Annotated in this window: 12 protein-coding genes and 2 tRNA genes; 10 read left to right on the top strand and 4 right to left on the bottom strand. The window is 52.2% G+C overall.

Annotated elements, in window-relative coordinates; genetic code table 11:
• Positions 1–92: 92 nt before the first annotated feature.
• From EI42_RS04570 to EI42_RS04580, 3 genes are all read right to left on the bottom strand, one after another.
• Complete coding sequence (locus EI42_RS04570) at positions 93–293, bottom strand: carbon storage regulator (protein WP_111319244.1); 201 nt, start codon at positions 291–293, stop codon at positions 93–95.
• Positions 294–556: 263 nt separating this feature from the next.
• Positions 557–847: a flagellar biosynthesis anti-sigma factor FlgM gene (locus EI42_RS04575; RefSeq protein ID WP_111319246.1), complete on the bottom strand. Its 291-nt coding sequence runs from the start codon at positions 845–847 to the stop codon at positions 557–559.
• Positions 848–960: 113 nt separating this feature from the next.
• Positions 961–1,794 carry a FliA/WhiG family RNA polymerase sigma factor gene (locus EI42_RS04580; RefSeq protein ID WP_170142348.1) on the bottom strand — a complete coding sequence of 278 codons (834 nt, stop codon included), beginning with the start codon at positions 1,792–1,794 and terminating at the stop codon, positions 961–963.
• Between the two features lie 309 nt (positions 1,795–2,103).
• Between EI42_RS04580 and EI42_RS04585 the strand changes: the two genes are divergently transcribed.
• The 10 genes from EI42_RS04585 (at position 2,104) to EI42_RS04630 (ending at position 10,990) form a co-directional block, all read left to right on the top strand.
• Positions 2,104–2,388, top strand: a complete 285-nt coding sequence (locus EI42_RS04585) for a hypothetical protein (protein ID WP_111319250.1) — start codon at positions 2,104–2,106, stop codon at positions 2,386–2,388.
• 39 nt (positions 2,389–2,427) lie between these two features.
• A tRNA-Ser gene (locus EI42_RS04590) sits at positions 2,428–2,513 on the top strand.
• 7 nt (positions 2,514–2,520) lie between these two features.
• A tRNA-Ser gene (locus tag EI42_RS04595) sits at positions 2,521–2,606 on the top strand.
• A gap of 184 nt (positions 2,607–2,790) precedes the next feature.
• Positions 2,791–3,699 carry an ABC transporter substrate-binding protein gene (locus tag EI42_RS04600; RefSeq protein WP_111319252.1) on the top strand — a complete coding sequence of 303 codons (909 nt, stop codon included), beginning with the start codon at positions 2,791–2,793 and terminating at the stop codon, positions 3,697–3,699.
• 641 nt (positions 3,700–4,340) lie between these two features.
• Complete coding sequence (locus EI42_RS04605) at positions 4,341–4,904, top strand: DUF4388 domain-containing protein (RefSeq protein WP_111319254.1); 564 nt, start codon at positions 4,341–4,343, stop codon at positions 4,902–4,904.
• A gap of 22 nt (positions 4,905–4,926) precedes the next feature.
• Entirely contained in the window at positions 4,927–6,519 is a 1,593-nt protein-coding gene (locus tag EI42_RS04610) for a cache domain-containing protein (protein ID WP_111319256.1), read from the top strand.
• 70 nt (positions 6,520–6,589) lie between these two features.
• Positions 6,590–7,648 carry an ABC transporter substrate-binding protein gene (locus EI42_RS04615; protein WP_111319258.1) on the top strand — a complete coding sequence of 353 codons (1,059 nt, stop codon included), beginning with the start codon at positions 6,590–6,592 and terminating at the stop codon, positions 7,646–7,648.
• 86 nt (positions 7,649–7,734) lie between these two features.
• The gene (locus EI42_RS04620; RefSeq protein ID WP_111319260.1) at positions 7,735–8,796 is read left to right on the top strand and encodes an ABC transporter permease; all 1,062 of its coding nucleotides are present in this window, start codon (positions 7,735–7,737) and stop codon (positions 8,794–8,796) included.
• An 11-nt stretch (positions 8,797–8,807) separates the two neighbouring features.
• Positions 8,808–9,575 (top strand): ATP-binding cassette domain-containing protein, encoded by a 768-nt coding sequence (locus EI42_RS04625; protein WP_111319262.1) that lies wholly within the window; start codon positions 8,808–8,810, stop codon positions 9,573–9,575.
• Complete coding sequence (locus tag EI42_RS04630; RefSeq protein WP_111319264.1) at positions 9,572–10,990, top strand: MFS transporter; 1,419 nt, start codon at positions 9,572–9,574, stop codon at positions 10,988–10,990. Before EI42_RS04625 ends, EI42_RS04630 begins: the two co-directional genes overlap by 4 nt.
• 40 nt (positions 10,991–11,030) lie before the next feature.
• Here the strand turns inward: EI42_RS04630 and EI42_RS04635 are convergent, their stop codons facing one another.
• Positions 11,031–12,122 carry a lipid II:glycine glycyltransferase FemX gene (locus EI42_RS04635; protein WP_170142349.1) on the bottom strand — a complete coding sequence of 364 codons (1,092 nt, stop codon included), beginning with the start codon at positions 12,120–12,122 and terminating at the stop codon, positions 11,031–11,033.
• Positions 12,123–12,358: the final 236 nt, after the last annotated feature.

Consider the following 12,358-nt stretch of genomic DNA (forward strand, 5'->3'; position numbering starts at 1 on the left):
GGCGGCAGTATATGCCGCCCTCGGGTTTTACCCTGCACTATCTGTAGATGCTATGTATTCACACAGGCAATACATGGCATATCCACGATTGCTCACCGATGCTGTACCGGAGACGTGTTCTGTACCGAAGACGTCTCTGGAACAGAGCGGAGCAACTCTTCGCGCACAATCGAGACATCTGGGGGTGCGCTAATGCCGATCTTTACCCGCTCGCCTTCAACAGCCAATACAGAAATGTTAATTACTCCAGCCAGCACAATGCTTTCGCCAACTTTACGTCGCAATACAAGCATGCAAAGCTCCCTTCACCTTCATCATTTTGAAGCACATTTCAAGCGTCCCTGCGCTGCGACAAACGCCTAAAGGAGCATCTTTCAGCGTAACCGCACCAGTAGACAAAAAACCTGGCATACCATCAAGAGTTACAGACCACACCTATTATGACGTCTGATAGTGCATTTTTGATCCCCTATGACTATCAGACAATCCGCGGTCAGTCTCTCCCTCTGTACAAGGAAGATAGAATACATTCTCTCTTCCGAAAACGTACACCAACCTACCTGAAACAGGTTTCATTTTTAAGTATACAATTGGCAACAACCGTACTCTCTACAGTATACGTACCTGCTTCGATTTGGGCACGTAATTTGTCGACCAAAATGGCTCGATCTTGCTCCCAGGCAATTAAGCTCTCAACAGTTGGTAGATCATAGTACCAGCGAGAATGTGGTACTGGCTCGTAGTTCATCTGATTTCCCGGTTGAAATGTCTGGCCTTGCACTTTATTTCTCTCCCTATGCTGCGCTTGTTCAAAAAACAGAGGTTTACGCGCCGCATTGCTTTTCATCTCTTGACCTCCCGAATGAGAGCCTCCGACAGGCCCTCAACATCCTACACATTACAATCGGCAGCGCGTGAATTTTTGTTAGACATAGGTCACTGAAAAAGAATCCGGTCAGTTCAATCAGTGGATTTTTCTTCGGTCGTGCTTTTCCGTCGTGGACGACCACGGCCACGGCGCTGACCGGCCTCCGCCTTTTTTCTGGGTGTTTTACGAGCCTTCGCTTCTCCGGTCTGATAGGTCTGCATAGAGGCCCGCAAATGCATGATGGCCTGCATCCGAAGCTGGCAGATACGAGACTCGGAAACGTTCATGATCCGGCTGATTTCCTTCATAGTCAGCTCCTCTTTGTAGTACAGAGAGAGCAATAGCTGTTCCCGTTCCGGCAAGCGCTCGATCGCCTCTGCCAGCACTGTAACAAGCTCATGCTGCTCAACTTGCTCCGCGGGCCCTGTCGTCTGCTCATCTTCCAGCAAATCGCTCAGGGAGGTCGCATCGTCTTCCTGTGCCATTGATCCCAGGGGGGCATCAAGCGAGAGCACGGTTGCGCTCATATCCAGCAACATCTGTCGATACTGATCGATGGAAACGCCCATTGCCTCCGCGGCTTCCGTCTCAGTCGCCGGACGCTGCAAACGTTGTTCCAGCGTTGCTAGCGTGTCCTCGACCTGCCGCATGCGCGAAACAGCAGAACGTGGTAACCAGTTCAACTGTCTGATCTGATCAATGACCGCGCCTCGAATCCGGGGTGTCGCAAAGGATTCAAAGCGCACTCCTCGTGATGGATCATAGCGGTCAATTGCGTTTATCAGGCCAATCATACCATAGCCAATGAGGTCTTCAGTATCGAGTAGGCTGGAAGGAGGAATACCCAGACGACCAACAACAAAACGAGCAAGGGGAGCATAATGTGCAATCAGCTCTTCGCGCAGTTCTGGACGGCGAGTATTCATATATTGTGTCCAGATATCATCAACAGAAGTTTTCACCCCGACCCTCATACTAATTACTCTACGCTCCTTTCACCTGCAAAATACAACTCACCGCCCTCCTCTTTTCGTCTCGCTCCTTGACGTACCTACAGTGTAGTTTGGAATTACAGGCAATACCTATTGACTCTGGTCCCTTCTTCTACATACAGAAGTCCCGAAGAAAAGAGAACTATACATTTTGGCAAAGAGGTCGATATAAGTAGATAACCAATCCCTTCCATATGCACTGAAACGCTATTATCTTTCAAGATCCTAAGGAGAGAAACAGGAATGCACAATCTACCCTATCAGCCAGGAGATTCGGAGCAGCCAGAACAAACGCTGCACACCAGTGAGACAGACCAGACAGAGACCACACAACTGGCACTGTACAAAGAGCATACACAGTTAAAAGCATTGCTGGACAGCGGTTTTTCCTGGGGTGAAGCTATTCGCCTCATCGATATGAAAGAGGGTTTCTATAGCAATCCAGAAGTGCGCCAGCGCATGGAGGAAGACAGCCATATTCAATTCGCCCGCTGGTTGTACGAGCAGGGTGAATTAAACGAAAATTAGTGCTTGTCAGAATGCGGAAGTTATGCTATACTTCACGGCGGAGAGGTGTCAGAGTGGTCGAATGTGCCGCTCTCGAAAAGCGGTAGGGTGAACAGCCCTCGCGGGTTCGAATCCCGCCCTCTCCGCTTGCGTGGAGGAGTCTCATAGTGGTCTAGTGAGCACGACTGGAAATCGTGTAGGGTGAATAGCCCTCGTGGGTTCGAATCCCACCTCCTCCGCCCGTCAAGAGGTCAATCGCCGGTTGGTCTCTTTTTTTTGTCCTGTTTCCCTTGTTTTCTCACGCTTCTTCAGGTAAAATTGCGAAGAACCTATACCTTCCCCCGTCCTTGTAAGAATGCATTAACGCATTTTTACCCCCTTTTCCCGATACAATCTAGCTTTTTTTTATGAAAGGGAAACCCGATGGACACCTGTACAATCGGGCTGCTACTTGGTCTGCGCACACCCTTTTTTCTCACGATCCAGAAAGGGGCTGAGACCGAAGCCGCCCGTCAGAACGTCGCACTGCTTGTTGATGCACCCGCCGACTGGGATGCATCCTTACAGATCCCACTGATCGATTCGTTTATTGAGCGTCACGTTGACGCGCTGATTGTCACTCCCTGCGATAGTCAGGCACTGGTTGAACCCTTGCGCCGGGCCCACGAAGCCGGAATCAAGGTGCTAACCGTTGATGCCCACATCGGCGATGGCACCTCTACCAATGGTTTTCCCCTGACATTTATTGGCTCCGACAATACCGCCGGGGGTAGGCTCGCCGGCGAGCTGTTGCTGCGTCTGCTCAATGGTCAGACCAAACCAAAGGTCTATATCCAGAGCCTGCACCCGGGCGTCAGCGCAACTGATCAGCGCGAGGAGGGCTGCATTGAGATCCTGCGCACAAGCGATATCGAACTGCTCGGCATCGAGTATGATGGCGGCTCGATTGATGTCGCGTGTGAGCAGGCCACAGCCATGCTCCAACGCCACCCGGACCTTGCGGCCATTATGAGCACTGGAGATTATAGCTCGAAAGGTGTTGCCCGTGCTCTTAGAGCCACAAACCGGGCGCAGGACATCAGAGTTGTGCGCTTCGATGCTTCAGAACAGGGCATTGATGAGCTTCGTGCCGGAGTCGCAGATGTTGTGATCGCGCAGCGCCCATTTGATATGGGCCAACTCGCGGTAAAATGCGCGGTAAAAGCAGTGAAAGGAGAAGAAAGTACTATTCCCGAACGTATTTCAACCGGTTTTGTCATCATCGATCGGGAGAATGTAGAGACAGAAGAAGCACAGGCAGTTATCTGCAAAGAGCCGGAAATAAATCAATAACGCTGTCATATTACAGAAGAAATACGGGCTGTGGATTCCCTTCCACAGCCTTTTTACCTCTGTAGCTATCCCGCCCCCTATCTATAATTTTCAGAAATTTCTCCCGTTTTTAAATTCAAAACCAAGGATAGTATATATCGTTCTTCTAGCATCTTCCATAGCTTCTATGCCACTTTCCTACCTACAAATAAGAAGTACTTATATGGACTTGCCTGCCTTTATTTGTTATAATATTGCCCGGGAAGGTAAATAAAGATAATACTTTTTTTCGGGTGTATACATGAATAGATAGTAATACCCGGGCAATATATTTTAACTCAATTTATTTTTCTACTTTCGCTGGCAAGATCACCTTATTTTTTACTATATTGCTCCGGAATTTCAATCTACCTGTTCTACCTGTCATTTCTCTGTATACGCCCGTCTTCTCTACGGGGTGTCTCACCCCCGGAGTTCTTCTTCATGGGAACGAGCACCTGTGTTCACGTGCAGAAGTAGCGCTATGCAAATGGGAGATACATTCAACCGGTCACCTTGACGACAGATATAGAGGTAGAATACGAAGGAAAGGCCACCCGGCAGCTTCTCAGGCGTACTACAAGCATCACTAGAGTTATACGCTGGATGGGAGCACTAGACGAATGTTTGAACCAAATGAAACCCAGACCGATGATCTGGGGAGCGTGATAGATACGCTACAGTTAGGACGGAAATCCGGGGTACTTATTGTGAAACGAGAAGATACAATGAAAAAAGAAGTAGGGGTCATTACTTTTGTCAACGGGCAGATTACCCGGGCTACACTGGGCAATCTGGGAACAGCGGAAGCACTCCGGTGGCTCAGCACCTGGAAAAATTGCTTCTTCTCCTTTTCTCCCGGCATCCCACCCGAGACAAGCCCCACCCTTTTTCGTATGAGTGGCCCCCTTCCTCCTCGTCAAACCAGCAGGCAGCGGGCTCTACCACCTGCCACCCCCTCTGTACAGGGCTCTCCGACGTGGTCTGGTATTCGCAGAATTAAACATCCAGCAGAAGCCCTTCAGATTATTGAACAATACGGCCTTTCTCGTACGCATCGCCGTCTCTTCCTGTTACTTGACGCTCAACGAACCATCTCTGAGCTAGCCGTCCTGGTCCGGCGCTCACCCGAGGAAGTTCACCAGATGCTCGGACAACTGGAAACCCTCGGGCTCATTCAGCGATAGCACATCCGTAGAAGGGAGCCTCATGTTACAGCCAGTCCATCGGACACACACCCGACGCTCGCTCTCGCTTTCGCTTAAAGTTGCCTTGCTTCTGGTGATTGTCGCCATCACACCGCTACTCTTCAGTATCGGTATCATTACGCTTGTCACGCGTCCGACCGCAATCGCCCAGGCGAATCGCGAAATAGAGACCGACGCGAAAATCCATACAGAGCTAATTGACAACTTCTTTGCCGAACGCATCCTCGCCGCCGAAGCGCTCAGCCGCCTGGCTCCTCTCCATACCTTTATGGAAGAGCTACAAAAGAATGGCAGCGCAAGTGAAACGACCAAACAACGCGCACTGGACAGCCTTGAAACCGGTCATGGACGCGGCAGCTACTATGAGAACTGGACACTGCTTGACCTGCAAGGAATGCCCAAACTCTCTTATCCAGCCTCGCCCCTGCCACATGGGCAGTATTACATTCTCCCGGCAGATTTAAAGCAGATGCAGCCAGATGGACAGCAACAGAGTAGCGGCGCCAATCAGCCGCCACCATCAGCCAAGAAGACCCTTGTCTCTGGCGTGTTTTATAGCCCGATCACAAAGGAAGCCTATATTGATATCTATACGCCTATTACAACCACAGATTATGTGCAGGTTGGTATCTTACGCACCACGTTCGACATTCACTATATCTGGGATCTGGTGAATAAAGAGCAGGGAACGAATGGAAGCGGCAGCTATGCCTTTATTCTTGATCAGAACGGCGTCATTATTGCCCATAGTAGCCCCAACCCGGACCCATTCAGTGGTGTGCACTCGCAGCATCTTTTTCAAGCCGTGATGCCGCTCTCGGAGAAAACACGCAGTCTGATCGGCGCTGGTGATCTTTACGGTAAAGGGGCAGAGAATGCTGTTGACGTGCTTGACATTCCCGAGCTTGAACAGCTCTATAAGCAGGTCAACCCACCTGTCACGTTACAATTTACGCCTCCCGGACAGAAGGAGGTCCATCAGGCCGCGCGCCAGACAACATATACCGTCCCCTGGACCTATGTCGTGGTAACGCCGCTGAAAACCGCTACCGCGGTCGCTGATGAACAGCTTCTCAGCACCATCATTATCGCCTGTATACTCACCATTTCAGCCACAATCATCGGTGTTCTGCTGGCCCAACGCGTCACGTTCCCGATCCTGGCATCGGTCAACAATTTGCGTAAGAGCAGCGAATCTCTGAAGCAGCTAGCGGAAAAAGAGCAGAAGGCCGCGACCCAGCAGTCCTGGGTGATTGATTCCTGTAACGTCGGTCTGCAATCACTTCAATACTATACCGACGCTGCCAACACCGCTATCAAGCAGGCAAGCGAGGTCGGCACCAGACTAGAACAGCACTGGGAAAACCTGGACGGTGTTACAACCCGCAAAGCTTTGCAGCAGCTTATGAACGCAACTCGCTACGCGGAAAAGGCCATCCGGCTTCAGACGGAAAACAACAAAAAGCTGACCTCGGCTGTCAAGGTTTCAACCCAGGTCGCCGATCAGCTCGTGATGGGAGCGACCTCAGCAACCGACGCCGCTGACCAGCTAGAGCAGGTGGTGAACCAGTTGCGCACCGTCGTTGGCAAATAAGACATTTCTCTTGTGTTGCATAAACACATTCACTCTTTCTCTATTTTCTGTGCATTAAAGGAGTTTATTCATGAGCAAAACAAACAAACCCCTGGACCTTTCGAACGCGCTAAACAGGCGCACATTTCTTGTCAGCATCGCTACTGTTGCTGGTGGTGCGGCCCTGGTTGCCTGCTCCGCCAACAACTCAACCAACGCCTCAAACAATAACAACAATCAAAATACGTCTTCCTCAAAAAAGTACGCTCTGGCGGTCGTAGGCGGTATGGCGGGCGTCCCGTTCTATGAGATGATTAAAAAAGGGGCGGAGGAAGAAGCAAAGGCGCAAGGCATGGATCTGACCTATCAGGCCCCCAAACAGTGGGACCCGGTCGAGCAGACCAAAATTGTTGAGGCCCTGATTGCCAGGAAGGTAAACGCCATTATTATTTCTCCCTGTGACAATCAGGCGCTGGTAGCGCCGCTCCAGAAGGCGCACGATGCTGGCATCACCGTCATTACCGTTGATACCGTTCTGGGCGATGGCGACTACGCCAATGGCTCGGTCAAGTTTCCTATCACCTATATTGGCTCCGACAACACCAAAGGCGGCAAGATTGCCGGTGAGGTGATGATCAAAGCGATCGGGGGCAAAGGCAAGGTGTACATCCAGAGTAATAAGCCCGGCACAAGCTCAACCGACCAGCGCGAGAAGGGCTTTAAGGAGGCCATTGCAGCCACGAATGGCGCGGTCACCATCGTCTCCACCAGCTATGACGAGGGCAGCATGGATAAAGCAACACAGCAAACCTCGGCAGTGCTCCAGGCACACCCTGATATCGCTGGTATCTTCGGCACCACAGCCTTCAGTTCTGAAGGCGCAGCCGCCGCGGTGAAAAATGCCAACAAGAGCAATGCCATTAAGATTATCCACTTCGACTCGTCACAGCAGGGCGTGACCGATCTCCGCAACGGGATCATCGACTTTATCATCGGCCAGAAGCCCCGCGAAATGGGCAAAATCGGTGTGCAGTACGCGATCAAGGCCTTGAACGGCGACAGCTCGCTTCAGAAAAACGTGCAGACTGACTTCGTGGTTATCGATAAGACCAACGTTGATACCCCCGAATCCCAGAATGCGATCTACTAAACCAATTACGACCATCAGAACATGTGCAGTAAGAGAGGCGAGATCAGTACGATCACGTCTCTCTTCTGTCAAACAAAGGAGCAAGTATGGTCAGCGTTAAAACTCGTAACCGCCGGGAGCTATCCTGGAAAGACCTCAGCAAAGCATGGTCATGGATATTTCTGTGTGTTCTCTTCCTGTTCTTTTCTATCAGCGGCAACGGCTTCCTCAGCATTACGAATATCCAGAATATTTTTGCTGATATGTCTTTCATGCTGCTCATGGCACTCGGCCAGACCTTTGTGATTATTCTGGGCGGCCTGGATATCTCCGTAGGCTATACGACTGGCATGGCTTCCGTGATTGTGGCACAGATTATCATTGCCCTCGCTCCACGGCTGCCCCTGCCGCTGGTTGTGGTGATCGCCTTCCTGGTTGGCCTGGCGGTAGGTGTTCTGCCTGGCCTGCTGAACGGCGTCCTGATCACACGTCTCTCTGTGCCTCCCTTTATCGTCACGCTTGGTATGTATGGCATTGCACGAGGAGCCGGCTTTATCATCGAGAATGGCCTGCCGATCAGCATTCCCTTGCAGGATATCGGGCGCATCGGCAATAATAACCTGCTCTATATTCAGCCCACTGGAGCAATCACCTTCTTTCAGCCGCCACAGGGCTTGACTGCCGTGCAGATGAGCAACGTGGTTGGCCTCTTTACGATGCCATTGATCCTCAGCCTGCTCCTGGTGCTCTTCTGCCACTGGTTGCTTACCCGCACCCGCTTCGGTCAACATACCTATGCGATTGGCGGCAACAAAGAGGCCGCTCGACGTGCAGGCATCCCGGTCGCCCGCCACACCGTGCTCGTGTATATTCTCTCCTCCTGTCTGGCCGCGACGGCTGGCGTTCTCTATGTGTTCCGCTTTTCCAGTGGTGCCGCTGAGGCTGGTGATCCCCTGCTGATTGACTCCATCGCGGCGGTGGCAATTGGTGGCGCTTCCTTGTTCGGTGGCGAGGGAACCATTATCGGCACGCTCATCGGTACGCTGATTATCAGTGTGATTCAAAATGGCCTGATCATTCTGGGAATCGACCCATTCTGGCAGTTTATCGCGGTAGGCGTTGTTATCATCATTGCCGTCTTTGTTGACCGCATGCGCACCAGAGCCTGAGGAGGTTATCCATGCCCGAGAAAGAGCCTGTATTGCAACTCGATGGCCTCTCAAAGCATTTCGGGGGCCTGATCGCCGTCAATCAGGTAAGCCTGACTATCTATCCCGGTGAGGTTGTCGGCCTGCTTGGAGACAACGGGGCCGGCAAATCAACCCTCATCAAAATGATCTCCGGCGTCTATCGGCCCGATCAGGGTACTATCAGCATTGCTTCGACACCGGTTCATTTCTCAACGCCGATGGACGCCCGTAAGGCGGGTATTGAGACCATTTATCAGGATCTGGCGCTCTGTGAAAATCTGGATGCCAGTTCAAATCTCTTTCTGGGACGCGAGCCCTTGAAACGTCGCCTGGGCCTGTTCAAAGAGCTCGACCGCAAGCTGATGCAGAGCGAGGCCCACACCTTGCTTGAACAGCTTGATATCCAGATCCCGGATCTGACCCGCCCCATACGTGAGCTCTCCGGAGGCCAGCGGCAGGCAATCGCGATTGCTCGCACTATCTACTGGAACGCCCGTCTGCTCATCATGGACGAGCCAACAGCAGCCCTGGGCGTCCCGGAACAGCGGAAAGTGCTCCAACTGATCAGAACGCTACGCGAACGCGGCACCCCCATCCTGCTGATCAGCCATAATATGCAGGATGTCTTCGAGGTCGCCGATCGCGTCATCGTGCTGCGTCAGGGGCGCAAGGTAGGGGAGCGGCTCATCCAGGAAACAAACCAGAACGAGATCATCAGTCTGATTACCGGCTCCGAGCAAAAAGGATTGCACGCATGACAACAGTAGAAGTTCCTCAGCAGATGGCAGCCCGGACACGCTGGCTTGCGCTGGTTGTGCTCGTATTGGCCGCCTTTATGACAACGCTCGACGACTTCATTGTCTTTGTGGCCGAGCCCGCGCTACAACGCGAGTTGCATATGGATGCAGCGGGCCTGCAATGGGTCATCGCGGGCTACGTTCTGGCCTATGGGGTGCTCGTCGTGACAGGCGGGCGCCTCGGCGATATCTACGGGCGAAAGCGCCTCTTTCTTTACGGGGTCTGGGGCTTTACGCTCACCTCATTTCTCTGTGGGATCGCCCCTGATACGCTTGTCCTGATTATCGCGCGTATTCTGGAAGGAATCACTGCCGCGCTGATGTTTCCGCAGGTATTCTCGTTGCTGAAGGTCACCTTTCCCGAGAAAGAACAGGGAATAGCGCTCGGAATTATCGGAGCAGTTCTGGGAGCCGCCGCGATTGGAGGGCAATTACTCGGGGGCCTGCTACTTGGTGCAAATATCGGGGGTCTGGGTTGGCGACCCATCTTCTTCGTCAATGTGCCTATCGGGCTTCTTGCAGCGCTCGCGGCTCCTTTTCTGCTGCGTGAGTCGCGCTCAACCACAGCAACCCGCGTGGATGGGCCGGGCGTCCTGCTGGCAACAGGAACCCTTTTCCTGCTTGCGTTTCCGCTTGTCGAGGGGCGTGAAATGGGCTGGCCGTGGTGGACCTTGCTCTGTCTGGTGGCCTGTCTGCCTGCAGGCTGGCTCTTTCTGCGCTATGAGCAACGGCGCACCCAGATGCTTGGATCCCCGCTGCTGGATCTCTCCCTGTTCCGCAACACCGTCTTTACACGGAGCATCCTGATCCTGTTACTGGAAACAGCTCTCGGCAGCGCCTTTTTCTTTATTCTGGCCCTCTATCTTCAGAGCGGGCATCACTTCAGCCCCTTTGAAGCGGGGCTGGCCTTTACGCCTATGGCGATCGCCTATACTGTTGGTTCTCTGGCAACCAGCCGCCTGACGCCGAAACTCGGCACTCGTATCCTGCATCTGGGCATCCTTATAGCAGCCTTGGGAACGGTCGTGACCTTTGTGGTGGTCAGTATGACGACAAAACCAACGCTTCTCACTATGCTTCCACTTGCTATACTGGGCTTCGGCAATGCGCTGGTTGCCACGCCTCTGCCGGGCTTTATTCTGACTGTCGCGGGCGATGATGCCGCCGGGGCCGCCTCAGGCTCGATCAGCACGGCGCAACAGGTTGGGCCTGCTCTGGGTATTGCGGTGATCGGGGTTATCTTTTTCAGCCTACTCGGAGAACAGCATTATACCACTGCCTTCTCAATCACAATGCTGTGCTACATTCTGGGAATCTGTATGTTACAGATAGCGCTGGCGCTTGGCCTGCCCCGCCTGCTACATGAACAAGCATAACAGAAAGAAGAGAGGCTTTGCAGCCTCTCTTCTTCTGGTGCTAGTGTGTATGTTTGCGTCGACGAAGCGTGCGGCGCAAAGCCACTGCCTCCCGCCAGAGCCGATATAGTACAGGACGATAGATGTAATCTTGCGTCCAGAGATAGTGAGCAGGGAAGCCGCCAAAGCCCTTCTTGAAGTGATAGACTCCCCACATCTCTGACCCTTCGCGTGGATTGTCAGGAATGGTACGGAAATCAAAGAGGGTGCAGCCCTGCTCCTTTGCCCACAGAAGCGCATGGTATTGCAGAATATGCGATTTCGGCAGGTCGGTTCGATCATCTGTCATGCCGGCAAACATATCCCAGCAACAGTGACCATACCGAATCAACAGTTTTGCGGCAACCGGTTCCCCCTGATATTCAGCGATCAACAGAGCAGCATTGCCGTTCTCAGAGAACTGACGCAGGATCTCTCGATGATAGTCTTTATCATGAATAAAGAAGTCATCACGTTTGCTCGTCAGTTGCAGTAGTCGATAATACGTCTCGAAGTCCTCTTCGCTCTGTGCCACGCGTACGACCGCGCCCATACGCTCGGCCTTTTGAATATTATGTCTCCATGTCTTACGGAACGCCGAACGAAGTATCGGGAGTGCAGGCCGGATATCGAGATGCCAGCTACTCCGCCCATGAACAGCAATCGGATTGATCTTAAAACCCAGAGAGCGAAAAGCATCAAGCCAGCGCTCATACTGAGGATCATCTTCGGTAATGTTAGGCTCAAGACGCAAAATAAGGGCTCGCTCTCGACTCGCAATGGCATGGGCCTCTTCAATCAACGCTTTTAAAGCAGGCGAATCAGGCGCATCAACGGCAGGCCCACGACAACAATACAGCCATTTCAGGCGCAAGCCGGGAAGCGGCACATCAGAAAGAGAGAGCATCATAGCACCGATCATGCACCCGTCCTGAATAGCAGCCAGACGATATACTTTCGCGCCCAGATAACGCAACAGCTCTCCCCACTCATATGACTGAAGCAGGTGACCCTGTGGATGTTCCTGTAAGAAGCCATTCCACTCTTCACGATCTATCTCGGTTTTGATTTCCAACGACAACTTCGTGAAGGGCTTTTCTTCTAGCTGGCTCATCGACTCACTTCCTTTGTCAAGTATGTATTTCAGCGGCATATGACAATACACGCTCCTCCCCTCTCCATACATTTCCGTCATTCGCCTTCATAAGAGCCTTAACCTAGCTACGGAGTAATCACTTTTCTTTATTACGTCTCCGCAGAAGAAGATGTTCCAGCACGATGCACTTTTTCAGCGAACAACTACACACTCATACATCGCTGCAAGGTCGACATATATAACTAGTATACAAA

It is taken from the genome of Thermosporothrix hazakensis (assembly GCF_003253565.1).
GTDB classification, from domain to species: domain Bacteria; phylum Chloroflexota; class Ktedonobacteria; order Ktedonobacterales; family Ktedonobacteraceae; genus Thermosporothrix; species Thermosporothrix hazakensis.

Excerpts from the sequence above, each read along its gene's own strand:
- EI42_RS04570 (WP_111319244.1), bottom strand. The coding sequence starts at position 293 with ATGCTTGTATTGCGACGTAAAGTTGGCGAAAGCATTGTGCTGGCTGGA.
- EI42_RS04575 (WP_111319246.1), bottom strand. The coding sequence starts at position 847 with ATGAAAAGCAATGCGGCGCGTAAACCTCTGTTTTTTGAACAAGCGCAG.
- EI42_RS04580 (WP_170142348.1), bottom strand. The coding sequence starts at position 1,794 with ATGAATACTCGCCGTCCAGAACTGCGCGAAGAGCTGATTGCACATTAT.
- EI42_RS04585 (WP_111319250.1), top strand. The coding sequence starts at position 2,104 with ATGCACAATCTACCCTATCAGCCAGGAGATTCGGAGCAGCCAGAACAA.
- EI42_RS04600 (WP_111319252.1), top strand. The coding sequence starts at position 2,791 with ATGGACACCTGTACAATCGGGCTGCTACTTGGTCTGCGCACACCCTTT.
- EI42_RS04605 (WP_111319254.1), top strand. The coding sequence starts at position 4,341 with ATGTTTGAACCAAATGAAACCCAGACCGATGATCTGGGGAGCGTGATA.
- EI42_RS04610 (WP_111319256.1), top strand. The coding sequence starts at position 4,927 with ATGTTACAGCCAGTCCATCGGACACACACCCGACGCTCGCTCTCGCTT.
- EI42_RS04615 (WP_111319258.1), top strand. The coding sequence starts at position 6,590 with ATGAGCAAAACAAACAAACCCCTGGACCTTTCGAACGCGCTAAACAGG.
- EI42_RS04620 (WP_111319260.1), top strand. The coding sequence starts at position 7,735 with ATGGTCAGCGTTAAAACTCGTAACCGCCGGGAGCTATCCTGGAAAGAC.
- EI42_RS04625 (WP_111319262.1), top strand. The coding sequence starts at position 8,808 with ATGCCCGAGAAAGAGCCTGTATTGCAACTCGATGGCCTCTCAAAGCAT.
- EI42_RS04630 (WP_111319264.1), top strand. The coding sequence starts at position 9,572 with ATGACAACAGTAGAAGTTCCTCAGCAGATGGCAGCCCGGACACGCTGG.
- EI42_RS04635 (WP_170142349.1), bottom strand. The coding sequence starts at position 12,122 with ATGAGCCAGCTAGAAGAAAAGCCCTTCACGAAGTTGTCGTTGGAAATC.